Raw genomic sequence first — 22,753 nt, forward strand, 5'->3', positions numbered from 1 at the left:
CCTTCAACGTGCCGTGCTGAAGCCTGATTTTGAGCGTTGTCTTTCGCGGTAAGGCAGTCGGTTCGGCTTCTTCTCACCTTGCGCGTTGCACGATCCAGGTCGCCCAGATCGCGGCCAGCAGACCGCATGCAATGCCAATGCAATCGGCAACCCAGTCGAGCACGTCGAAATCGCGGCCTATCGCCGTGGTGCCCTGGAGAATTTCTATGGCAGCGCCGACAAAGGCGAGGAAGACGATCAGCGCCGGCTTGTGCCGCGGCCAGCCGAGGCTGCCCAGGAAAGCCAGCACGGCGAATGCGCTGGCGTGATTGAGCTTGTCATAATGGAAGCCGATATCGATTCCGAATTGCTTGAGGCGATGTGCCGGCAGCAGCGCGAGAACGAGGACGGCCAGGAGCGTGACGACAAAGGCAATCCGCTCGGCGACGGAATAGATTCTCATTCTGCTCCAACAACATGTCTCCGGTATAAACCGTAACCTATGTGTCCGGAACGGACCTTGCGCGCTTGGCTGGGGCGCCAGGATTCGAACCTGGGAATGTCGGTACCAAAAACCGATGCCTTACCACTTGGCGACGCCCCAGCAGCTGACATGCGTCGACTGCGCGCGGCCTTATAGGCTGTGCCGGTGGAAAGCTCAATGCCTGGAGATTGCGACTTTCCTGCTGATCCACGACTCCGTTGGCGACGGTCGTCTCATGCGCCGGTCGTGCCGCCTATTCTCCCCACACCGCCATCTCGTTTCCAGCCGGGTCGGCAAAGTGGAACCGCCTGCCGCCCGGAAACGAAAAGATCGGTTTGATGATCGTGCCGCCGGCATTCTCGACGGCGGCCAGCGTCTCTTCCAGATCCTGGGAATAGAGCACCGGCAACGGCTTGGCGGTGGCGTCGCCGCTGTCGGCCTGGAAACCGCCGTCCAGTCCCTCGCTAAAGGCCGAATAGGTCGGGCCATAGTCGGTGAACGACCAGGCAAAGGCGGCGCTGTAGAAGGCTTTCACACTGTCCAGCGTCGCGCCGGTTGCCGGCAGTTCCAGATAGTCGAGTTTTCCGGTGAGCTTCATGATGCACCTCTTCGTTCCCTGTATGTTCTAGTCTTGGACCGTTGCACTGGCAAGTCCTTTTGCCGCAGCTTTTGCTTAATCGATTGTAGCGGCCAAACGGCTTTGCCGACGCCTTGCCTTTCGCATTGCAGCATCATATCCGTCGAAAGTCGGGATATGGCGGGGCTTTCTGTTTCGTCAATCTTTCCAATCTCCTGCAACCGGAGAGCAAAGCATGACCAAGTGGGTTTTCACCTTTGGCGATGGTGCGGCCGAAGGCCGGGCTGGCGACAAGAATCTGTTGGGCGGCAAGGGTGCCAATCTGGCCGAGATGTGTAGCCTTGGCCTGCCGGTGCCGCCGGGCTTCACCATCACGTCGGAGGTCTGCAACGCCTACTATGCCAACGGCCGCGCCTATCCGGCAGGGCTTGAAGCGGACGTCGCCGTGGCGCTGGACCATATCGGCCGGCTCACCGGCCGCCGTTTCGGCGATCCGTCGAAACTGCTGCTTGTGTCGGTGCGCTCCGGCGCCCGCGCCTCGATGCCTGGCATGATGGACACCGTGCTCAATCTCGGCCTCAACGACGAAACCGTCGAGGCGCTGGCCGCCGATTCCGGCGATGCGCGCTTTGCCTATGACAGCTACCGGCGCTTCATCCAGATGTATTCCGATGTCGTCATGGGGCTCGACCACGAGGTGTTCGAGGAGATCCTCGAGGATCAGAAGGCCAGCCTCGGCCATGAACTCGACACGGAACTGACAGCTATCGAGTGGCAAGGCGTCATCGCGCTCTACAAGGCCAAGGTCGAAGAGGAGCTCGGCAGGCCGTTCCCGCAGGATCCGCACGAACAGCTCTGGGGGGCGATCGGTGCCGTGTTCTCGAGTTGGATGAACAACCGCGCCATCACTTACAGGCGCCTGCACGATATTCCCGAAAGCTGGGGCACGGCGGTCAATGTCCAGGCCATGGTGTTCGGCAACATGGGTGAAACTTCGGCCACCGGGGTCGCCTTCACTCGCAATCCGTCGACCGGCGAAAAGCAGCTCTATGGCGAGTTCCTGGTGAATGCGCAGGGTGAGGACGTCGTCGCCGGCATCCGCACGCCGCAGAACATCACCGAGGCGGCCCGCATCGCCGCCGGCTCCGACAAGCCGTCATTGCAGAAACTGATGCCGGACGCCTTCCAGTCCTTCGTCACCATCTCGGACAGGCTGGAAAAGCACTACCGCGACATGCAGGACCTCGAATTCACCATCGAGCGCGGCAAATTGTGGATGTTGCAGACGAGGTCCGGCAAGCGCACCGCCAAGGCGGCGCTCAGGATCGCCGTCGAGATGGCCAGGGACGGCTTGATCTCGAAAGAGGAAGCGGTCGCCCGCATCGATCCCGCCTCGCTCGACCAGCTCCTGCACCCCACCATCGATCCGAAGGCCGCACGCGACGTCATCGGTGTCGGCCTGCCGGCGTCTCCAGGCGCCGCCACCGGCGAAATCGTCTTTTCCTCCGCGGACGCCGAGGATCTCAAGACACAAGGACGCAAGGCTATCCTGGTGCGTGTCGAGACCAGTCCCGAGGACATCCACGGCATGCATGCGGCGGAGGGCATCCTGACCACGCGCGGCGGCATGACCAGCCATGCTGCCGTCGTGGCGCGCGGCATGGGCAAGCCGTGCGTTTCGGGCGCCGGTTCGCTGCGCGTCGACTATAAGGCAGCTACGCTGATGTCGATGGGGCAGACCTTCCGCAAGGGCGACATCATCACCATCGACGGCGGCAACGGGCAGGTGCTCAAGGGCGCCGTAGCGATGCTCCAGCCCGAGCTTTCCGGCGATTTCGCCGCCATCATGGAATGGGCGGATGCGGTGCGGCGCATGAAAGTGCGCACCAACGCCGAAACCCCGCTCGATGCGCGCATGGCGCGCTCCTTCGGTGCCGAAGGCATCGGCTTGTGCCGCACCGAACACATGTTCTTCGATGGCGCCCGCATTATCGCCATGCGCGAGATGATCCTGGCCGACACCGAAAAGGACCGGCGCGCCGCGCTTGCCAAGCTGCTGCCGATGCAGCGAGCGGATTTCCTGGAGCTGTTCGAGATCATGGCCGGTCTGCCGGTGACCATCCGCCTGCTCGATCCGCCGTTGCACGAATTCCTGCCCAAGACCGAGGCCGAGATAGCCGAAGTCGCGGCGGCGATGAATGTTGCGCCGGACAAGCTCAGGCAGCGCACCGAGGCGCTGCACGAATTCAACCCGATGCTCGGCCATCGCGGCTGCCGGCTTGCTGTGTCCTATCCCGAGATCGCCGAGATGCAGGCGCGCGCCATTTTCGAAGCCGCCGTCGAGGCTGGCCGCAAGGCCGGCGCGCTGGTGGTACCCGAGATCATGGTGCCGCTGGTCGGGCTTGTGAAGGAACTCGACTATGTCAAGGCGCGCATCGATGCGGTGGCCAAGAGCGTCATGGACGAAAGCGGCGTCAAGATCGACTACCTGACTGGAACCATGATCGAGCTCCCCCGCGCGGCGATCCGCGCCCATGTCATCGCTGAATCGGCCGAGTTCTTCTCTTTCGGCACCAACGACCTGACCCAGACGACATTCGGCATCTCGCGCGACGACGCGGCCTCGTTCCTGGAGACCTATCGCCAGAAAGGCATCATCGAACAGGATCCGTTCGTATCGCTGGACATCCATGGCGTCGGCGAACTGGTGCGCATGGCCGCCGAGAAGGGCAGGGCGGCGCGGCCAGGGATCAAGCTCGGCATTTGTGGTGAGCATGGCGGCGATCCGGCCTCCATCCGCTTCTGCGAGGAGGTCGGACTGGACTATGTGTCCTGTTCGCCCTACCGCGTGCCGATCGCCAGGTTGGCGGCCGCGCAGGCGGCCGTTCAGGTGGCAAAGGCGGGCCGCGGCTGAGCGCCTGCCGCCGATCGGAACGAGGAACTGCCGCAAGACGGTCAGATTGTCGCGTCTGGTGCTTTTCTGCTATCCAGCTCCGATTTTCGCCTTCATGCGGGTCTTGGGATGCCTGCGTGAAACGCCCGATTGGAATTGGATTTGATGCGCCTGCTGCAAAAAAATCTCTGCATTGTCGCCATGTCTTTGGCCGTCGTGTCCAGCGGCCATGCCGCATCGCTGGTCGAACCCATCCTGCACATCAAGCCGGATGCAGGTGGAACCGGGCGCATTGCCTTGACCCTCGATGCCTGCGGCGGACGGACCGACAACCGCATCCTCTCGGCGCTGGTGGAAAACAGGATACCTGCGACCATCTTCGTCACCGGCATCTGGCTGAAGCGGAACGCCGCCGCCGTCGAGATCATGCGGGCGCATCCCGACCTGTTCGAACTGGAAAACCACGGCGGCCATCACATCCCGGCCGTCGACACGCCGCAGAAGATCTATGGCATACGCAGCGCCGGCAGTCCGGAAGCGGTTCTGGCCGAGGTCGAGTCGGGCGCCGTCGCCTTGGCCGGGACTGGCGAGCCAGCGCCGAAATGGTTTCGTGGCGCGACCGCGGAGTATAGTCCGTCGGCGATCGCCATGATCCGCAAGCTGGGCTTCAAGATCGCCGGCTTCTCGATCAATGGCGACGGCGGTTCGCTGCTCGGCGCCAGGGAAACCACAAGGCGCATAGAAGCGGCCAAGGATGGCGACGTCATCATCGCCCATATCAACCAGCCGACCCATGCCGCCGGGGAGGGCGTCGTGCAGGGCCTGCTGGCGCTCAAGCAGAAGGGACTGACCTTCGTGCGGCTCGATGATGCCGGAGGCTTCGGCAATAACGGCACCACCGACTGATCGGCAGGACGGCAGGTCCGGCCTCCTCGTTCGTCCGTTCAAGCTGGCTTGGCTTCGATGCTGACCTTGCTTGCGTAGAACGCGCCGTGGTTGCGGATTTCAGCCATTTCGTCGAAAGGCTGCTCATAGGCCCACATCGCATCCTTGCCTGCCTCGGCGGCAGGCAGCACGCTCCAGTAGCTTGCGTCGCCCTTGTAGGGACAATGGGTGGAGGATTGCGTGCCGCTCAGCTTGTTGAAATCGATGTCTGCGAACGGGATGTAAAAGGCGGCCGGATAGGGCGCTTCCGTCAGCACCTTGGCGTTCGTCGATGAGGCGATAACAGTGTCGCCTGCACGCACGGTGACGGTGCCCTTATACGGTTCGACGGTGATGACCTTATCGGGGTTGCGCTGGAAGCCGGGTGCCGGGTTGGCGATCTTGTCCATGCTGTTTCTCCTCGTCTCAGCTTTAAGTGTGTCGACGAGGTGGTTTGCGCAAGGCCGACGGTCGCCAGCAATCCGCAATCAATCTCCAGCCGTGGGCGCTGCCGACGGCATTTTTAGCGATGACCTTGTCCGGCGAGGCTCAGGCCGCGGTTCTGAACGCGTCCATCAGGCCGGCATAGGCGGCCGCGATACCGGCCACGGGATTGCTGCTCCTGGATGCGGTCTCGACTTTCAAGTGGCCGCCGCCGGTCGGCAAGGTGAGCAGCAGGAATTGACGATTGCCGCCATCGCCCACGGATGCCGCGGCGACGTGCTCGCCTTCCCCTTCGTTCTGGACGCACATCTTGAACAGCAGCGTGCCGCCCACCGCTTCGAGCGCACCGCCGACAACTTCAACAAATTCATCTTCGGAAACAGTCTTTGTGTCCGGCACCAGATCGCCCAGGCTTTCGGCAAGCGTGCTTTCCAGTGCCTTATCGTCGAGCTGCGTGTCCATGCGAACCTCTTTCAGTCGCCAATCGCACCCCTTTGCCCATTAACGAAACTTAATGCCGACGATGGCCGGATTGTGGCGGATTCTCCTCTCGGTCGAGTAATTTAGACTTCTCTGATATAATGGATTTCAAGGCCGCCGGTCCTATGACATGAGCGCCAGGCATTCGGACCTCCAAGAAAAGACACGACTCGATCGCTTGCCTGCGCGACCGGCATTCGGATTTCGTTCGCCACCGGCGGTGGCTGGACAATCCACCGGTTCGCTTCACAATGGCAACAAAAGCGAGGAGCGTAAGGGAGGAACGAATGCTGGGGCTGATGCAGGAATGGCCGCTTCTTTGCCATAAGCTTATCGACAACGCAGAGCGGCAGCATGGCGCGCGAGAGATCGTATCGCGCTCGATCGAAGGTCCGATCGTGCGCACAACCTACGCCAGCATCCATCGTCGCGCCCTGAAGGTCTCCCAGCGCCTGGAGCGTGACGGCTATCGGCTGGGCGACCGCATTGCGACGCTGGCCTGGAACACGGCGCGCCACATCGAGGCCTGGTATGGCATCATGGGCATCGGCGCGATCTATCACACGCTCAACCCGCGGCTGTTTCCCGAGCAGATCGTCTGGATCATGAACCATGCCGAAGACAAGGCGGTCTTTGTCGACCTGACTTTCCTCCCTTTGCTCGAGAAGATCGCCGGCGCGGTCAAGTCCCTGAAACAGGTGATCGTGCTGGCCGACAGGGCGCATCTGCCGCAGACCATGCTGCCCAACGTCGTCGCCTACGAGGAATGGCTCGACGAGGCCGATGGCGATTTCGCCTGGAAGAGCTTCGACGAAGGCACCGCCGCCGGCATGTGCTATACGTCTGGAACCACTGGCGATCCAAAGGGCGTCGTCTACAGTCACCGCTCGAATGTCCTGCACGCCATGATCGCCGCCATGCCCGACGCGATGGGCCTGTCTTCGCGCGACACGATCCTGCCGGTGGTTCCGATGTTCCACGCCAATGCCTGGGGCCTTGGCCAGAGCGCACCGATGATCGGCGCCAAGCTTGTCATGCCGGGCTGCAAGATGGACGGCGCCTCCATCTATGAATTGCTCGACACCGAGAAAGTAACCTTCAGTGCCGCCGTGCCGACCGTGTGGATGATGCTGCTGCAATATCTGGAGGAGACCGGCAGGAAGCTGCCCTACCTCAACAAGGTTGTCATCGGCGGCTCGTCATGCCCACGCATCATCACCAAGAAATTCCAGGACAATTACGATGTCCAGGTCGTCCACGCCTGGGGCATGACCGAAATGTCGCCGCTCGGCACACTGTGTACGCTGAAGCCGGACTATGCAGGCCTTAAGGGTGACGCCCGGCTCGATGTCCAGGGCAAGCAGGGTTACCCGCCCTTCGGCGTCGAGATGAAGGTGACGGACGACGAAGGCAACGCGCTGCCTTGGGACGGCAAGACATTCGGGCGGCTGAAGGTGCGCGGCCCCGCGGTGGCCAGCGCCTACTACGGCGGCGCCGGCTCGGAGCAGTTCGACGAGGATGGCTGGTTCGATACCGGGGATGTCGCCCACATCGACGCTGGCGGCTATATGCAGATCACCGATCGCGCCAAGGACGTCATCAAGTCCGGCGGCGAATGGATTTCGACCATCGACCTGGAGAATCTGGCCGTCGGCCATCCCGATGTCGCCGAGGCAGCCGCCATTGGCGTCCCTCATTCGAAATGGGGCGAGCGGCCTTTGCTGGTGGTTGTCCGCAAGCCGGGGAAGGAACCGACCAAAACCGATATCCTTGGTTTTCTCGACGGTAAGGTGGCCAAATGGTGGATGCCCGACGACGTCGCCTTCGTCGGCGAAATTCCGCACACCGCCACCGGCAAGATCCAGAAGATCACCTTGCGCCAGCAATTCAGGGACTACCGCTTGCCGACGGATTGACGCGATATTGCGTGTCTCGGCCTGATGCGGTCGTAAAAGGACAGTGCAGCGACGTGCACCTTTCCGGCAGGGCACGATAGCATTTCCAACTGGCGCACGATCCTCCTCGAAAATCGATTCCGATTTTGGTGGCCATGCGCTAAGTCTTCTTCGGCTTGGGATGACGCAGAGAAACATGGTCAGCATTTCGGAACGGCAAACGTCGAAGGCTGCCGGATGGTCGCGGCGCACCGCTGCTTTTTCGGCGGTGCTTTTGCTGACCGTGTTCGTCGGCCATTATTTCAACCTCGTTGAAACGCCGGTGTTCCTGTGGGTGTTGGCTATCGTCGCGCTGTTGGCGGCGCTGGCGCTGCTGTTCGCCGGATTTGCCTTCTCGAGGGTGTGGAATTTTGGCGACTATGGCGGCCGCGACATCACGGTCGGCGTCTTGCTGGCAGTGCTGGTGCTGACCCCCTATGGCATCGCCGCCTATTGGGCGACAATCTTTCCGCCGCTCAGGGATATTTCGACCGATTTCGACGAACCGCCGGCACTCGACGTCACCGGTCGCACGAAGGACATGAACGTGCTCTCGCCGCCGACGCCCGGCGAGCAGCGGTTGCAGACCGACAGCTATCCGCTTGTCACCGCGCGCAGCTACGACCTGCCGTTCGAGACCGTCGTCACTGCCGTTGAAACCGTGCTCGACCGCCGCAATTGGGATCTTACCGGACCCTATCCCGAACTCGCCGGGCAAAGCGACGTGACGATTACCGCTGTCGCCAGGAGCTTCGTGTTGGGCCTCCCCGCAGACGTGGCAATTCGCATCACGGACGACGGGGATACGGTTCTCGTCGACATGCGGTCGGCTTCCCGCTACGGCCGCTACGACCTCGGCGACAACGCTGCGCGCATCACCGACTTTCTGGCGGAGTTGGACCAGGAAGTCGCCGGCCAGGTCGGCGCGGCTCCGGCCGAATAGATGCTCGGGCCTAAGGGGCTGGCCTAAAAATGCCGTCTATGGCCGGCGCGGCGTCTGTCGCGACCAGGCCGCGCGCCACCAGATCCTCCAGATGGGCAAGCACCGACAACCCGGCGGCGCCATGCAGCCGCGGGTCGGTATCCCTGTAGATCGCCTTGACCATGTCTGCGATCGTGCGGTCGCCCGCGCGGATCCGCTCAAATATGGCCCGTTCGCGCATTTTGCGATGGGTCTTCAACCCGCGCATGAAGCCACGCGGTGCCGTCACCGGCCCGCCGTGGCCGGGCAGCAGCAGGCGGTCGCCGCGTTCGATCAGCCGGTCCAGCGAGGCCATGTAGTCCGCCATCGCCCCGTCCGGCGGCGCGACGATGGAGGTCGCCCACGCCATGACGTGGTCGGCCGAAAACAGGATGCCGGTGCCCTCCAGCGCGAATGCCGCGTGGTTGGCGGTATGGCCGGGGGTCAGGACCGTGCGGATTGCCCAGCCGTCGCCGGCGACCAGCGCGCCGTCCGGCAGCGCGAGATCGGGAACGAAAGCGGTATCGGCGCTGGCATCGAGCGCGTTGATCTCGCCAATATGCAATGGCCTTGCCGGCCGGTGCGGCCCTTCCGCCATCACCTGGGCTCCGGTCTCCTGCTTCAGCCGTGCCGCCAGCGGGGAATGGTCGCGATGCGTGTGGCTGACGAAGATGTGGCTGACCGGCCTGCCGGCGATGACGTCGAGCAAGGTGCGAAGGTGAGCTTCGTCATCCGGCCCCGGATCGATCACTGCCAGCGTATCGCGTCCGACGATGTAGCTGTTGGTGCCGTAAAAGGTGAAGGGACTTGGATTTCGGGCCGTGACGCGCTGCACGTCGGGCGCGACGCTGACGCCCCCGCCGTAGCAGGGATCGAAGCTGGTATCGAATTCGAGGGCCATGACGGTGTCGATGCCTGTTGCGGGAATGGCAAAACCGATTGCCGCATAGCACGCAAGCCAATATAGGAAAACGCAAGACCGCGATCATCGGATGGCGGCACTCGGATGGGGAAGACCATGGCAACTGCAACGACGATGCGCCCGCTTGTTTCTCTGGCTCTGCCGCAAGATGGCGCGGCGCGGCTGGCAACGCAGTTCTTCCTGGCGATAGCCGGGACATTGCTCCTGACCCTGTCGGCCAAGACCAAGGTGGTTCTGGGGCCAGTCGATATTTCGATGCAGACGCTCGCCGTCCTGCTGATCGGGGCCGCTTTCGGCCTGCGGCTCGGCGTCGCCACCCTGCTGCTCTATATGGCCGAGGGCGCGATGGGCTTCCCGGTCTTCCAGAGCACGCCGGAAAAGGGAATTGGCATTGCCTACATGCTCGGCTCGACCGGCGGCTATCTCGCCGGCTTCGTGGTCATGGCGGCGATTGCCGGCTGGGCCGCCGATCGCGGCTGGGATCGCCATCCGATCAAGCTTTTCAACGCGATGCTGGTTGCCGAGTTCGTCATGATGGCCATGGGTTTTGCCTGGCTGGCGATGCTCATCGGTCCGGAAAAATCCTGGCAGTTCGGGGTCGTGCCGTTCATCGTCGGTGATCTGATCAAGGTTGCCCTGGCCGCAAGCCTGGTGCCCGCCGTCTGGTCGCTGCTGAAGCGCAACTGAACTAGCGATCCACTGAGACATTCCGGGGAAGAACCTGGTTCATCCAGGTCGGACGGATGTGACTGGGAGGTCTTGGCCAAGCAGCCAGCCAGTCACCAGAGATACGAACATCCATTTACCTTCATGCGTCCAGACATTCTCGATGGCGGGCAGTAAGCCAATTTATTAGCGATAGCTTTTGAACCGCATTCAGCGACGCGATTGATAAAAAATCCTGCCGATTGCTACAGTGTAAATAGATACTTGCTGGTATCGTTACAGTGTCGTAGCTCTTGATCTTCGACTGAGTCGAACAGCCAGTAGCGAGAGGCCCGATTCCGCTTTGCGAATGAACGGCCAAGCCAAGCGCATTATTGCAATGGCAATCGCCGACATGGCAGCTTCGAGGGGGGAAGAAGTTGAATGTCGCAACATCAACTCTTGTCGGAAGCCGGCACTTCCTGTTCAGAATTCGCTTTCAACTTATTGGCGGACTGACGTTCGCGATCGTCGCGCCGGCCCTCATCCGGATCGCCTTCAAACCCGATGCGGTCTACGTCGCCAATCTCCAGGTAACCGTCGCTGCCGCGGTCATTGCGCATGTAGCAGGCTTCCTTGCCTATCGGCGTATCGGGAATTTCCCCGGCGTGGCCGCTGCCAGCTACATCCTGCCGACATTTGTGCTGTCCTACGGGCTTGTTTTCCTGACTATTTTCTTTTTTCGTTTCGAGTACAGCCGGTTTCAGGCGGCTGCCAGCTTCACCCAGTCCACGCTCTGGTATTTTGGCCTGAGCATCATAACGCGGCATCTCGAACCGTACCGGCTGGTCGTCATTCCCGGCGGGAACGTAGAGCGCCTAAGGACACTGCCGGGAGTGCATTGGTTCTGGATCACTTCGCCTGGCACCGTCATCGAACGGGCGAATGGCGTGGTTGTCGATCTGCGGGCCGACCTTGACGCCGAATGGGAACGATACATCGCGGACCGGGCCCTTTCGGGCACGCCGGTCTACCACGTCAAGCAGGTCAGCGAATCGCTGACCGGCCGCGTCGAGATCGAACACCTGTCGGAAAACACGCTCGGCTCGCTCAATCCGAACCAGGCCTATCTCAAGATCAAGCAGGCAATCGACTGGATCTCCGCGCTTGTCATGGTCGTGGCTCTTTCACCTTTCGTGGTGTTGATCGCGCTGCTGATCCGGCTGGACTCGGAGGGCCCGGTGCTGTTTCGCCAGCCCCGCATTGGCTACAGGGGTCGGATCTACACGGTCTACAAGTTTCGTTCGATGAGGCAGCAAGCCGGCATTGGCAGCGACAAGGACAAGGCGATCACGAAACGTGACGACGATCGCATCACCCGGATAGGGCGTTTTTTACGCAAGTTCAGGATCGACGAGCTGCCGCAGGCCATCAACATCCTGCGCGGCGAAATGAGCTGGATCGGGCCACGGCCCGAGGCTGTCGTCCTGTCGCACTGGTATGAGGCGGAATTGCCGTTCTATCGCTACCGGCACATCGTCAGGCCAGGTGTGAGCGGGTGGGCGCAAGTAAACCAGGGGCATGTTGCGGCGGTCGACGATGTGATGGAGAAATTACACTACGATTTTTACTACATAAAGAACTTCTCGCCTTGGCTTGATGTTCTCATCACCCTCAGAACCATCAAGACGATGATTACCGGCCATGGTGCGCGATAGCGGAGGCCGTGGCTGATTAAGGCTTGCCGGACAGGAAGCAAATGGACCTCGGCTCCAGGAAAATAGCTGTCATCGGGCTTGGCTATGTGGGTTTGCCGCTGGCGGTGGCCCTCGGAGCGATCAGGGACGTCGTCGGCTTCGACATCAGCCAATCGCGCGTGGATGCGCTGAGGCGTGGCGAGGATCACACGCTTGAGGCCAGCAGAGATGAAATCGATGCCGCCACGCGGCTGCGGTTCACCAGCGACAAGGCCGATCTGCGGGATTGCGGAGTTTTCATCGTCACTGTCCCCACTCCGATCGACAGGGCCAACCGGCCGGACCTGAAGCCCCTTGTCATGGCGTCCGCCACGGTCGGCGAGGTGATCTCCCCCGGTGCGGTGGTAATCTTTGAATCGACCGTCTATCCCGGCTGTACGCAAGAGGTGTGTGCTCCGCTGATCGAGAAACATTCGGGGCTGCGCTACAACGAAGACTTCTTCCTGGGCTACAGCCCTGAGCGCATCAACCCCGGCGACCGCGAGCACCGGCTTCAGACGATCGTCAAGGTGACCAGCGGCTCCACGCCGGAGGTGGCGGACGCCATCGACGCCCTCTATGCCTCGATCATTCCCGCCGGCACGCATCGTGCATCGAGCATCGCGGTCGCCGAGGCAGCCAAGGTCATCGAGAACACGCAACGCGATCTCAATATCGCCTTGATGAACGAATTGTCGCTGATCTTCGGCAAACTGGGCATCGACACGTCGGAGGTGCTGGAAGCGGCCGGCACCAAATGGAATTTCCTGCGCTTCAGCCCTGGTCTCGTCGGCGGCCACTGCATAGGCGTCGATCCCTATTATCTGACCCACAAGGCTCAAGAACTCGGCTATCATCCCGAGGTGATTCTTGCCGGTCGCCGCATCAACGACGGCATGGGCCGGCATGCAGCGGACCAGACGGCCCGCCTTATGATGCGCAAGGGCATACCTGTCGTTGGCAGCCGGATTCTGGTCATGGGCGCGGCCTTCAAGGAAAACTGTCCGGACCTGAGAAACTCCAAGGTCGCCGACATTGTCGCGCAGCTGAGGCAGTACAATGCCGGCATCGATATCTGGGATCCTTGGGTCGATGCGCAGGAATGCGCGCGCGCCTTTGGCGTAACGAGCGTTAAAGAGATGCCCGCCGCGCGTTACGATGGCGTTGTCGTCGCCGTGGGGCACGGGCAGTTTCACACCCTGGGCGTTGCCGGTCTTCGGGCGCTTTGCAAGGACCCTAGCGTCGTCTACGACATCAAGGGTCTGTTCCCCAGGGATGTTACGGACGGGCGGTTCTGATGAAGGTTCTGGTCACCGGCGCTGCCGGCTTCATAGGCTATCACGTCGCCAGGCGGCTGCTCGAACGCGGCGACGAGGTCGTCGGCATAGACAGCATCAACGACTACTATGATCCGCAGATCAAGCAGGCGCGGCTGCGGCTTCTGGCCGAAGCAAGCCGCAACACCAATGCGGGCTACCATTTCATCCACGGTAATCTCGCAGAGCGAAACGTGGTGGACGGCTGCTTTGCCGATCACGCCTTCGACAGGGTGATCCATCTCGCCGCCCAGGCCGGCGTCCGCTACAGCCTTGAAAACCCGCACGCCTATGTCGAGAGCAACATTATCGCCTACGCCAACATGCTGGAGGCCTGCCGCAACAGCCGTGTCGGCCACCTGACCTATGCCAGCACGTCGAGCGTCTATGGCGCCAATACCGACATGCCGTTTTCCGAGCATCGCCCGGCCGACCATCCGCTGCAGTTCTACGCCGCAACCAAGCGCGCCAACGAGCTGATGGCGCACAGCTACAGCCACCTGTTCGGGCTGCCGACCACGGGCTTGCGTTTCTTCACAGTGTACGGCCCTTGGGGGCGTCCCGACATGGCGCTGTTCCTGTTCACCAGGAACATCCTGGCCGGCGAGCCGATCAAGCTGTTCAACAACGGCAACCACACACGCGACTTCACCTACGTCGAAGACATCGCCGAAGGCGTGATCCGCACCAGCGACAGCCCCGCCGCGGCTAACTCCGCCTGGGATTCCGGTCATCCGGATCCTGCGACGAGCAGCGCGCCTTGGCGCATTTTCAACATCGGCAACAACAACCCGGTGAAGCTGACCGCCTATGTCGAGGCGCTTGAAAACGCGCTTGGCCGCAAGGCCATCGTGGAGCTCTTGCCGCTGCAGGCCGGCGACGTGCCTGACACTTTCGCCGATACTTCGGCGCTGCAGGCGGCGGTCGGCTATCGTCCCGGCACGTCCGTGACGGAGGGCGTCGGGCGGTTCGTCGAATGGTACCAGGCCTATTTTGAGCGGAGGTAGGGGGAGGTCACGTCTTGTCCACGAAATCGATGACGGGATAGCGTCTTTGCTGCGGGGTTTTGTTCGCACGAACGTGGCGGTCTCAGAGTGTCTGGACCGAGCCTTGCCGCTACGGCTGCGCGTGGATGGCAACCACGCCTTTGCTGCGGAAATCGCACCGGTGCTCTTTACACCTAACGCACTGGTCTATGATCTGGGCGGAGGAGCAAGGCCGCTTGTAAGCCTAGCCGAGAAGCGTCGTCTGGGGCTGGTTGTCGTCGGGGTGGACCGCGATGCCAAGGAACTGTCGAAGGCTCCGGGCGAGATCTATGACGAGCGGATCGAGGCGGACCTTACTTCGTTCAGGGGGAAGGGAGATGCCGATCTGGTCATATGCCAGGCCACTCTGGAGCACGTCCGCGACGGCGAAGGCGCATTTCGCGGCATTGCCAGCTGCGTAAGGCCGGGCGGCACGGTCGCCATTTTCTCGCCTTCACGCAACGCCGTTTTCGCCAGGCTCAATCGGGTCTTGCCCGAGGCGATCAAGCGTCGCCTGCTGTTTGCGGTCTATCCGGACAAGGGCAGGGGGCACGACGGCTTCCCAGCCTTCTATGACAGATGCCTGCCGAGCGAGGTGGAAAGGATCGCAGCGCAAAATGGCCTGGAGCTTGTCCAGCGTCATCTGTTCTGGAGGAGTTCATACTTCTACGCTTTCGTGCCGGCCTTCCTTGTCTGGCGCCTCTGGCTAGGTCTCTCGGCGCTTCTCATTGGGAAGGATGCGGCCGAAACCTACGCCTATGTCTTTCGGCGAAGACATTGATCACCCGAGGATATTCTCCGCTTTGGTGGACCCGAACGCGACGGGCTGTCTCCCTGGTATCCGGGTGGAGCATCGCTCATCGCGCACGGTCAGGCACAAGCAAAAAGCTTTCGCCGTGACCGGCCAGGAAAGGTGGCGAACCGAGTGACGTGCACGCGCCAAGACAAGAGATCACCAGGCAGCCCAGACGCTCGGATTGCTATCTTCATTCCCTCTCTTCGTGCTGGCGGCACCGAGCGGGCAATGCTCACCCTGGCCAGCGAATTTGGCCGGCGCGGCTTGCCGATCGATCTGGTGCTTGGGTGTGCGACGGGCGAGTATCTCACTTTGGTTCCGAAGACGATAAGGATACAGGACCTCCGAGCCTCGCGGTTGCTGTTTTCCGTATTGGCTTTGATCCGGTATTTGAGGCGGGAGCAGCCGCGGGTGATGCTGACGGCGTTACCCCATGCAAATATCGTTGGCATCGTCTCGTCCATGCTCTCGCTGCGCCGGACACCGATCGTGATATCGGAAAGGAGCAATCTTTCCAGGACCGTCGCTGATACGAAGCTGGTTCGTGAGAAGTTCCTGCCATTCCTCATGCGGCTGACCTATGGTCGTGCCGACACGATCATCACTGTATCGCATGGCGTCGCGGAAGACCTGATCCAGAGCATCGGGGTCCACCGGAGTTCCGTCAAAACGATCTACAATCCGCTGGACATCAAACATGTTGAAGAGCAGGCGGATGAGCCGCTCGATCACCCCTTCGCGGTCGAGGATGGCAGGGTTTTGTTGGTGGCCGTTGGGCGGCTTGATTTTGCAAAGGACCATGCCACGCTTATAAGCAGCTTCTCGCGGATTGCGACGAGGAGGCCCGTCAAGTTGGCCATTGTCGGGGAAGGACCGCTTCGGGGATCGCTTCAAACACTGATCGACGAACTCGAGCTGAATTCTTCAGTCGCTCTGGTCGGCTTTTCGAAAAATCCGTACCCGTGGATGCGGCGGGCAGCGTTGTTTCTTCAATCCTCCCGCAGGGAGGGATTTCCAAACACGATCATCGAAGCAATGGCTTGCGGGACCAATGTGGTGAGCACCAACTGCGAAAGCGGTCCGGCCGAGATACTCGAGGACGGCAAGTGGGGGCGCCTCGCCGCGGTCGGCGATGTCCAGGGTTTCGCGGCACAAGTGATGGCCGCCCTTGATGAAACTGATCCCCCAGACGTCAGGCGTCGGGCGCGGGATTTCGGCGTCAAAAAAGTGGCCGACGCCTATCTGCTCGCGATGGGTGTCGATCCCACGAACGCCGCGGGGAAGGAGCGGTCGTATTAAGATCCTGCACGTCATCACCGGACTTGAGAACGGCGGCGCCGAGGCAGCGCTATACCGCCTGTGCACGGCCGAGCGCAGCCATTCCCATTTTGTCGTCTCGCTTTCGGGTGACGGAAAATATGGCCCGTTGCTTCGCGCGGCCAAAATACCGCTCGCCTGCCTGGCGATGCCAAAGGGAAGGTTGAGTCTCAAGGGGCTCGCCTCGCTCAGGCGCGTGTTCTCGACCTATCGGCCGGACGTGGTTCAGTGCTGGATGTATCACGCCAACCTCGTCGGAGGCGTCCTGGCGCGGCTTGGCGGCATCAGTCCGGTTCTTTGGGGGATGCACAATTGCGGACTGGATCCGCGGGCGGCCTCCTTTACGACCAGGACAGTGGACAGGATATGCGCTCTCATATCCGGTATCATCCCGGCTCGGATTGTCAGTTGCTCGCAAAATGCATCGCGGTGCCACATCCATGCAGGATATTCGAGCTCGAACTGGACGATCATACCGAATGGCTACGATCTGGCCGTGTTCGAGCCGGACGACCGGGCGCGCGCGCGGCTCCGTCGGGATTGGTCGATAGGTGATGGCCAGTTCGTTATCGGAAACGTCGCTCGCTGGCATCCCGACAAGGACCACCAGAATCTCTTCGCTGCCCTGTCCAGGCTGTCGATGCACAAGAGCCTTCCCTTCAAATGTGTTCTTGCCGGCCCGGGTATGACGGCTGAAAACACTGCGCTTGCCGTGCTGTTGGAGCGCTACGATGTTCGCCACAAGGTGAAGCTTCTTGGGCCGAGCGACGACATTGCCGGTTTGATGAATGCATTCGACATTCATGTGCTGGCCTCCAGCAGCGAAGCCTTTCCGAACGTGGTTGCTGAGGCGATGGCATGCGGCACGCCATGCGTGGCAACGGACGTCGGGGACATCGCGATGCTTGTCGGCAACACGGGATTGATCGTTCCGCCGCGGAACCCTGACGCGTTATCGCGTTCCATCGAGATTATGGTTTCGGAAATTCAGGATACCAGGTCTTGGGCGAGCAGGCGGCAAGCATGTCGCGACCGCATCGCTGCGGATTTCTCGCTTGAGCGGATGGCGCACTCGTATGGCTTGCTGTGGGAGAAATCGTCCCTGGGCCGCTAAGGGGTGAGAACAATACGAATATTCAGATGGCGATGGAACGAAAGTGAAGCACCTCAAACGAGATTATTTTGTTTCGCCATTTGCGCTCACGCCGCAAATGTTGTTGCTTTTGTCGAGCTTGGTCTACTTTGTGCCATTCGTCACCGGGGGATTTCAGTATGTTGATGTCGGCAGAAGGAAGTACGATTTCATATATGACGCGGGCACTGGATATGCCATTGCGCTTTCTCTTTCTTGCATTGCTGCCGCGATGCTGGTCTTCATGCCAAGGCGTCAAGATTTCGAAGTCGAAGGCGACGTTCGGGGAGAGTCGATCGTAATAATTGTGATGCTGGTGGTGTTCGGTGGGATTTCGATAGCAAATCCGGCACTTTTTTCGGCCTCAAAGGCCGATGTTTTGTCATCTACCGGGCGGATCCAGTATGTATTTTACAACAGCTGCATCATCGGCATGGTGTTCGGAGCCCTGTCGGGGTGGAAGAAATCCAGGCTGGTCATCATCTTGAGCTGCCTGGGACTGATGCTTACGCTCTATATCGGGCATCGCTCTTCGGTTGCCATCGCGATTTTAGCTTGTTTGTACATAAGGTACAGGAACATTTCCCTGCTTTTGATCAGGAAAAGATACATAATTGGAGGAATTGGCGCATTCTTTTTTCTTGCAGTGTACAAGGCAGTATATGCAGCAATAAAAGCAGGAAATTTTGAACTTGTAGGTCAGAAAATACAATTCGACCAATTGTCCGATTCCGCTCTCGTGGGGCTGGAGCAGTTCGTGACATTGGCTCACCTGGATCTGGTCGTGAAATATGACTACACCTTGCCGTGCTCGAATCTTTGGCTGGTGCCTCTTTCTCTGTTTCCGTTCTCGGATACGGCCTTTGGCAAGGACGGATGCACCTACAACGAGCAGGTTCAGCCGTTCCTATTTCCGGGTTACAGTGGTGGCGTCGCTGCAAACATCTGGGCGGAGTTCTTTGCCAATTTCGGGTATGCCGGATTTCCGCTGCTCGTTGTCATTCTGTCGCTCGTGTGTGTTGCCGTCGAGGCGATAATCCGCAATGTGCGCAGCGCGACGCTCAAGGCCGGGCTGATCGTGGCCATCGTCCATCTCGCATTCTACATCCAGCGCAAGGAGCTGCTTGGCGCCTTCATCTCCGCCAAGCGAGCCGTTCTCGTTGCGCTTTTCATTTTTGGCTTGGTTTATGTGCACCGGAAGTGTTTTCCACCGGCCCCCGCCGAGGTGATGCCGCAGGGGGCGCGGGCCTTGCGCCGAGACAATGGCTGAGGACGTGACGGCGGTCGCCAAGCCTTCCGGATGGATGCGCGCGCGGCGGATTGCCCGCGACGTTACGTTTACGACGTCCGCAAGCGGAGTGGCCGCGTTGTGCTCCATCCTTGCACTGGCGCTCAACGCACGGTCGCTGGGTCCGGGGAATTTTGGCACACTCGCCGTAATTCAGGCCTATGTGGCGTTCGTTTCCGGCCTATGCACGTTCGAGAGCTGGCAGCCCGTGATCAGGCTGTGCGCGAGGTCGCCTTTGCGTCTGGGACCGGCGGCATCTTGCGGAATTGCCCTCGATGTTTCAGCCGCCCTTCTCGCCACGGTCCTGGCGATAGGCGGGATCTTGCTGTTTGGAGAAGCTGTTGGCGTGTCGCGGGATAATCGCCTTCTGGCGATTATCTACAGCCTCACCTTGTTGGCGAGTCTTTCGGGTACGCCGAAAGGTGTGCTTCGGCTGAACGGCCGGTACGACGTCATTGCCGGCAATCAACTCATGCAAGGGGTTGCCGTGGTGGTTGCCTCTCTCGTCCTTTGGATCCTCGATGCCTCATTGCCGGCCTATGTAATCGTGCTGGCAGCGGTCGGCGCATTCTACAACCTGACGCTGTTCGTTCGCATGCTGCTCTATACCAGGCAGGAGCACATCGAACTGCTCAACCCGCTTCGCTCCCGGTCCAAACGCCGTTTCTTCTGGGCGTTTCTTGCCATGGCCACGGGGACCAGTCTGCTCTCGACGCTTGTGAGCGCCAGGCGGCATCTCGCATTGTTCCTTGTCGCGGGCCTGCTGGGAGAGGTCGCCGCGGGCTCTTATTCGCTCGCATCGCGCCTGGCGACGATGGTTTCCCGGCTGACCGGTCCCTTGAACCAGGTGATCTTTCCCGAAATCGCGAAACTGTCGAAGCAAGAGCCTTCTTCTCGTCTATACCGCTTGAACGCCCGCATCACCGTGGTTTCGGCATGCGCCGCCGCCGGCATGGCGGTTGGGGGGGTGTTGCTGCAAAACCCCATCGTCCTTCTGGCTGGCGGTTCGGCCTACGCCGAAGCTTCGCTGCTCTTTGCCATTTTGTTCGCGGCCGAATGCTTCGGCCTCGCTGGAATGCATCTCAATCCGTTCATCCAGGTCCTGGCCGGGACGAAGCCGCTTTTGAAAATCACGGCGCTGGCGATCGCCATCTATGTTCCGCTTTGCCTGGCTTTGTCCGGATGGATCGGAATTTCAGGCATCGCCTGGGCCGGCTTGCTCGTATCGGCGGCGGTCTATGCGGCGATGATGGTGGTTTCGCACTTATTGTTGAAAAGGCGGATCCGCCTGGCGGAAGATATCTGAAGGCTGATGTTTTGAGATACTTGTTTTGCCTGCCAAGATACCACACCAATGCGGTACCTTGGGTTCGCATTCTCACTTCGGCGGGGCACCATGTTGCGGTCGACGTAGTCGAAACGAGCGTCACGGAGAATCACGCTCTTGTTTCTCCCAACGTGACGGCTCCATCCGCGCTGTCCCGGATGATCATGCGTCGGCGCTCGAGCAACATTCCGAATTCGCCTTTTTCCTTTCCCGGCGTCTTTTCCTACTGGAAGCGTTTGCAGGCCGAAGACCCCGACGTGGTGATCATCCGCGGAGTGACGCGATGGTTTTGCAGGGTCGCGGCACTCTGTTCAATCCTGCAAGGGCGCAGACTGGTCATCTACGACCAGGAGGACGCCAAGCCCCGCGCATGGAGTGGCACTTGGGTTCGAAGAGCCATCTTTCAGGGGCTGGGCATTCCGCATTTCACCTCGCGGCTCTCACCGAACCCTGGCCCGCTCAGGGTCGGCGATGCCATGTCCCTGCCATTCGGGAGCCCTTTCGAGCCGGCCCGGATCGAAGGCCTGGAAAGCAGGCCATTGCAGTGGCCGCCTCGAATCCTGATGGTGGCAAAATACCGGGAGCGCAAGGGGCACAGTTTGCTTCTGAGGGCGTTGTCCGCGATTTCATCCATGCCCTTCTCCCTGACATTCTGCGGCGAGGAGGCAACGAATGCCGACACGGCTTTTTGTCAGGCCTTGCGGCGCGAGGCTCAGGCGCTTGGCGTGGCGGACAGGCTTCGGTTTCAAAACAACATTGCCCATGACGACATGATCTCGGTCTTCTCCGGTCATGATCTCTTGATACTGCCCTCGCGGGCTGAACCCGCGGCGGTGTCTCCCATCGAGGCGTCCTGGGCGGGATGTGCCGTGCTGATGTCGCGAGACAGCGGCACGAGGCACTACATGCCCGAGGGGGCCGCTTTCGATTTCAACCCCGACGATCCGCAAGACATCGCACGCGCGGTCGCGAGGCTGATCGCTCGGCCACAGGATCTGGGGCCTGCAAGGGACGCCTGCTTCGCCCGCATCTCATCGCTCGCCAGTGACGACGAGATCTTGCGGCTGTTCGAGACCTTTGGGCCGGGCAGGGCACGACTGCATACAAGACGGTGAGCGAAACGGCATTGGGGGAGGCGGGGACGATGCTTGGGATCGGAAGAAAGATAATCATCTCCATCAACACGTCCTGGAATGTCGTCAATTTCCGCAAAGGCCTCATCGAGGCGCTGCAAGGGCGGGGCTATGAAGTGGTGGTTGCGGCGCCCAGGGACGAGTATTCGCGCCTGATCCCCCCGATGGGCTGCCGGTATGTCGAAATCGAGATGGATAATTCCGGCACCTCGCCGTTTCGCGACATGGTGCTTCTGTGGCGCTACTGGCGCCTGCTGCGCCGCGAGAGGCCGCTGGCGTTTGTCGGCTTCACCATCAAGCCCAACGTGTTCGGATCGCTGGCGGCAAACCTCAATGGCATCCCGGTCATAAACAATGTTTCAGGGCTCGGCACGGTTTTCGTCCGTGGCGGCCTTCTCCAGAAAATTGCCAAGGTCCTGTACCGGCTGGCGCTGGCCCGTTCGAAAATAGTCTTCTTTCAGAATGACGACGACAGGATGCTGTTCGTCGGCGAGCGCCTAGTCCGCAAGGAACTGACCGCGCTGCTGCCGGGCTCCGGGGTCGACCTTATTCGCTTCTCTCCGGCGCCCCGCCAAAGCCAATCGTCCGGCGCGATCGTCTTTCTGCTGGTGGCCAGGCTTCTCTGGGACAAGGGCGTGGGCGAGTTCGTCGAGGCAGCTCGTCAGATGCGCCGCAACATGCCCGGCGCGCGCTTCCAGCTTCTTGGATTCCTCGATGTCGAGAACCGCACAGCGGTCAGCCGTGCGCAGGTCGAGCGATGGGCAGGCGAAGGCCTGGTCGAGTATCTCGGAACCACCGACGACGTCCGTCCCTTCCTGGACGCGGCCGATTGCGTCGTCTTGCCCTCCTACAGGGAAGGAACGCCGCGCTCGCTGCTGGAAGCAGCCGCGATGGGCAAGCCGCTGATCGCGTCAGATGTGCCCGGCTGCAGGGAGGTGGTGGACCACGGCGTCAACGGCCTGCTGTGCAAGGTGAAAGACGCAGGCGACCTGGCAAGCAAGATGCTCGAATTCGCAACGATGGACGCCGCATCCAGGAACAGGATGGGCAGGGAGAGCCGAAGCAAAGTGGAGCGGCAGTTTTCGGAACGGATCGTCATAGAATGCTACATGACGCAGATAGGGAAGCTCAATGCCCCGCCAGGCGATGAACCGGGCCGGCGTGTAGTTGAACGCGGTTGAAGTTCGAGCCGAGGAGATCAGGCATTCAAGCAGGCGCTAAGCTTGTCTTGCTGCATTGCAGATCGGGACTCGGCTTTCGAGGGGGCTCGGCTTTGATCAAGTTGGGCTCGGTGTAATCAGGATGAAAAGGGAATCGTAATTTCTCTTTGGAGGGCCAGACATCCATCGCCGACAGCTCGGGATTATTTATACGTAATTGCTAAAATGGCGCGTTGTTCAGGTCAAACTTCTCCGCATCGTGCGACACGGGTTGGAATTG

Annotated in this window: 20 protein-coding genes and 1 tRNA gene; 15 read left to right on the forward strand and 6 right to left on the reverse strand. The window is 60.8% G+C overall.

Going from position 1 to position 22,753, the window contains the following annotated elements; translation table 11 throughout:
* Window positions 1-73: 73 nt before the first annotated feature.
* The 3 genes from LB545_RS11235 to LB545_RS11245 all read right to left on the reverse strand — a co-directional run bounded on the left by LB545_RS11235 (window position 74) and on the right by LB545_RS11245 (window position 1,061).
* Entirely contained in the window at window positions 74-442 is a 369-nt protein-coding gene (locus tag LB545_RS11235; protein WP_140494924.1) for a VanZ family protein, read from the reverse strand.
* A 66-nt stretch (window positions 443-508) separates the two neighbouring features.
* A tRNA-Gln gene (locus LB545_RS11240) sits at window positions 509-583 on the reverse strand.
* A 133-nt stretch (window positions 584-716) separates the two neighbouring features.
* On the reverse strand, window positions 717-1,061 hold the full coding sequence (locus LB545_RS11245) for a VOC family protein (RefSeq protein ID WP_140494922.1): 345 nt from the start codon (window positions 1,059-1,061) through the stop codon (window positions 717-719).
* Between the two features lie 214 nt (window positions 1,062-1,275).
* Here LB545_RS11245 and ppdK point away from each other — a divergent pair, with 214 nt between their 5' ends.
* Both ppdK and LB545_RS11255 read left to right on the forward strand, forming a co-directional pair.
* Window positions 1,276-3,954, forward strand: a complete 2,679-nt coding sequence (gene ppdK, locus LB545_RS11250) for a pyruvate, phosphate dikinase (RefSeq protein ID WP_140494920.1) — start codon at window positions 1,276-1,278, stop codon at window positions 3,952-3,954.
* A gap of 144 nt (window positions 3,955-4,098) precedes the next feature.
* Window positions 4,099-4,839, forward strand: coding sequence for a polysaccharide deacetylase family protein (locus LB545_RS11255; RefSeq protein WP_140494917.1), 741 nt, complete (start codon window positions 4,099-4,101; stop codon window positions 4,837-4,839).
* 38 nt (window positions 4,840-4,877) lie between these two features.
* On the opposite strand, the gene LB545_RS11260 is transcribed toward LB545_RS11255, so the two are convergent.
* Window positions 4,878-5,267 (reverse strand): DUF427 domain-containing protein, encoded by a 390-nt coding sequence (locus LB545_RS11260; RefSeq protein ID WP_140494914.1) that lies wholly within the window; start codon window positions 5,265-5,267, stop codon window positions 4,878-4,880.
* Window positions 5,268-5,406: 139 nt separating this feature from the next.
* Complete coding sequence (locus LB545_RS11265; RefSeq protein ID WP_140494911.1) at window positions 5,407-5,763, reverse strand: hypothetical protein; 357 nt, start codon at window positions 5,761-5,763, stop codon at window positions 5,407-5,409.
* A gap of 305 nt (window positions 5,764-6,068) precedes the next feature.
* Here LB545_RS11265 and LB545_RS11270 point away from each other — a divergent pair, with 305 nt between their 5' ends.
* Both LB545_RS11270 and LB545_RS11275 read left to right on the forward strand, forming a co-directional pair.
* Window positions 6,069-7,697 (forward strand): fatty-acid--CoA ligase, encoded by a 1,629-nt coding sequence (locus LB545_RS11270; protein ID WP_140494909.1) that lies wholly within the window; start codon window positions 6,069-6,071, stop codon window positions 7,695-7,697.
* A 175-nt stretch (window positions 7,698-7,872) separates the two neighbouring features.
* A complete protein-coding gene (locus LB545_RS11275) occupies window positions 7,873-8,658 on the forward strand; it encodes a DUF1499 domain-containing protein (RefSeq protein ID WP_140494907.1) in 786 nt (261 codons plus the stop codon).
* A 10-nt stretch (window positions 8,659-8,668) separates the two neighbouring features.
* Here the strand turns inward: LB545_RS11275 and LB545_RS11280 are convergent, their stop codons facing one another.
* Window positions 8,669-9,577, reverse strand: coding sequence for an MBL fold metallo-hydrolase (locus LB545_RS11280; RefSeq protein WP_224705028.1), 909 nt, complete (start codon window positions 9,575-9,577; stop codon window positions 8,669-8,671).
* Window positions 9,578-9,694: 117 nt separating this feature from the next.
* Between LB545_RS11280 and LB545_RS11285 the strand changes: the two genes are divergently transcribed.
* The 11 genes from LB545_RS11285 (at window position 9,695) to LB545_RS11335 (ending at window position 22,494) form a co-directional block, all read left to right on the forward strand.
* Window positions 9,695-10,285, forward strand: coding sequence for a biotin transporter BioY (locus LB545_RS11285; protein ID WP_140494902.1), 591 nt, complete (start codon window positions 9,695-9,697; stop codon window positions 10,283-10,285).
* A gap of 398 nt (window positions 10,286-10,683) precedes the next feature.
* Window positions 10,684-11,961, forward strand: a complete 1,278-nt coding sequence (locus LB545_RS11290) for a sugar transferase (RefSeq protein ID WP_140520791.1) — start codon at window positions 10,684-10,686, stop codon at window positions 11,959-11,961.
* A 41-nt stretch (window positions 11,962-12,002) separates the two neighbouring features.
* The gene (locus LB545_RS11295) at window positions 12,003-13,277 is read left to right on the forward strand and encodes a nucleotide sugar dehydrogenase (protein WP_140494898.1); all 1,275 of its coding nucleotides are present in this window, start codon (window positions 12,003-12,005) and stop codon (window positions 13,275-13,277) included.
* Entirely contained in the window at window positions 13,277-14,302 is a 1,026-nt protein-coding gene (locus LB545_RS11300) for an NAD-dependent epimerase (RefSeq protein ID WP_140494896.1), read from the forward strand. The genes LB545_RS11295 and LB545_RS11300 overlap by 1 nt, the downstream gene beginning before the upstream one ends.
* A 103-nt stretch (window positions 14,303-14,405) precedes the next feature.
* Window positions 14,406-15,101 carry a class I SAM-dependent methyltransferase gene (locus tag LB545_RS11305; RefSeq protein WP_181168414.1) on the forward strand — a complete coding sequence of 232 codons (696 nt, stop codon included), beginning with the start codon at window positions 14,406-14,408 and terminating at the stop codon, window positions 15,099-15,101.
* A gap of 144 nt (window positions 15,102-15,245) precedes the next feature.
* Complete coding sequence (locus LB545_RS11310) at window positions 15,246-16,415, forward strand: glycosyltransferase (protein WP_224705029.1); 1,170 nt, start codon at window positions 15,246-15,248, stop codon at window positions 16,413-16,415.
* Window positions 16,297-17,547, forward strand: a complete 1,251-nt coding sequence (locus LB545_RS11315) for a glycosyltransferase (protein ID WP_224705084.1) — start codon at window positions 16,297-16,299, stop codon at window positions 17,545-17,547. Before LB545_RS11310 ends, LB545_RS11315 begins: the two co-directional genes overlap by 119 nt.
* A gap of 43 nt (window positions 17,548-17,590) precedes the next feature.
* A complete protein-coding gene (locus LB545_RS11320) occupies window positions 17,591-18,835 on the forward strand; it encodes a hypothetical protein (protein ID WP_224617640.1) in 1,245 nt (414 codons plus the stop codon).
* Window positions 18,828-20,159, forward strand: a complete 1,332-nt coding sequence (locus LB545_RS11325; protein ID WP_224705030.1) for a lipopolysaccharide biosynthesis protein — start codon at window positions 18,828-18,830, stop codon at window positions 20,157-20,159. The genes LB545_RS11320 and LB545_RS11325 overlap by 8 nt, the downstream gene beginning before the upstream one ends.
* A gap of 185 nt (window positions 20,160-20,344) precedes the next feature.
* Complete coding sequence (locus LB545_RS11330) at window positions 20,345-21,295, forward strand: glycosyltransferase family 4 protein (RefSeq protein ID WP_224705031.1); 951 nt, start codon at window positions 20,345-20,347, stop codon at window positions 21,293-21,295.
* Between the two features lie 29 nt (window positions 21,296-21,324).
* Entirely contained in the window at window positions 21,325-22,494 is a 1,170-nt protein-coding gene (locus LB545_RS11335; RefSeq protein ID WP_224705032.1) for a glycosyltransferase family 4 protein, read from the forward strand.
* The last annotated feature ends 259 nt before the right edge of the window (window positions 22,495-22,753 follow it).

The organism is Mesorhizobium sp. BR1-1-6 (genome assembly GCF_020165355.1).
In the GTDB taxonomy this organism is placed as follows: Bacteria; Pseudomonadota; Alphaproteobacteria; order Rhizobiales; family Rhizobiaceae; genus Mesorhizobium.

Bases quoted from the DNA above. Each gene is read 5' to 3' on its own strand.
- LB545_RS11300 (WP_140494896.1), top strand. From the start codon at position 13,277: ATGAAGGTTCTGGTCACCGGCGCTGCCGGCTTCATAGGCTATCACGTC.
- LB545_RS11285 (WP_140494902.1), top strand. From the start codon at position 9,695: ATGGCAACTGCAACGACGATGCGCCCGCTTGTTTCTCTGGCTCTGCCG.
- LB545_RS11265 (WP_140494911.1), bottom strand. From the start codon at position 5,763: ATGGACACGCAGCTCGACGATAAGGCACTGGAAAGCACGCTTGCCGAA.
- LB545_RS11235 (WP_140494924.1), bottom strand. From the start codon at position 442: ATGAGAATCTATTCCGTCGCCGAGCGGATTGCCTTTGTCGTCACGCTC.
- LB545_RS11275 (WP_140494907.1), top strand. From the start codon at position 7,873: ATGGTCAGCATTTCGGAACGGCAAACGTCGAAGGCTGCCGGATGGTCG.
- ppdK (WP_140494920.1), top strand. From the start codon at position 1,276: ATGACCAAGTGGGTTTTCACCTTTGGCGATGGTGCGGCCGAAGGCCGG.
- LB545_RS11280 (WP_224705028.1), bottom strand. From the start codon at position 9,577: ATGGCCCTCGAATTCGATACCAGCTTCGATCCCTGCTACGGCGGGGGC.
- LB545_RS11325 (WP_224705030.1), top strand. From the start codon at position 18,828: ATGGCTGAGGACGTGACGGCGGTCGCCAAGCCTTCCGGATGGATGCGC.
- LB545_RS11245 (WP_140494922.1), bottom strand. From the start codon at position 1,061: ATGAAGCTCACCGGAAAACTCGACTATCTGGAACTGCCGGCAACCGGC.
- LB545_RS11270 (WP_140494909.1), top strand. From the start codon at position 6,069: ATGCTGGGGCTGATGCAGGAATGGCCGCTTCTTTGCCATAAGCTTATC.
- LB545_RS11335 (WP_224705032.1), top strand. From the start codon at position 21,325: ATGCTTGGGATCGGAAGAAAGATAATCATCTCCATCAACACGTCCTGG.
- LB545_RS11260 (WP_140494914.1), bottom strand. From the start codon at position 5,267: ATGGACAAGATCGCCAACCCGGCACCCGGCTTCCAGCGCAACCCCGAT.
- LB545_RS11255 (WP_140494917.1), top strand. From the start codon at position 4,099: ATGCGCCTGCTGCAAAAAAATCTCTGCATTGTCGCCATGTCTTTGGCC.
- LB545_RS11295 (WP_140494898.1), top strand. From the start codon at position 12,003: ATGGACCTCGGCTCCAGGAAAATAGCTGTCATCGGGCTTGGCTATGTG.
- LB545_RS11330 (WP_224705031.1), top strand. From the start codon at position 20,345: ATGCGTCGGCGCTCGAGCAACATTCCGAATTCGCCTTTTTCCTTTCCC.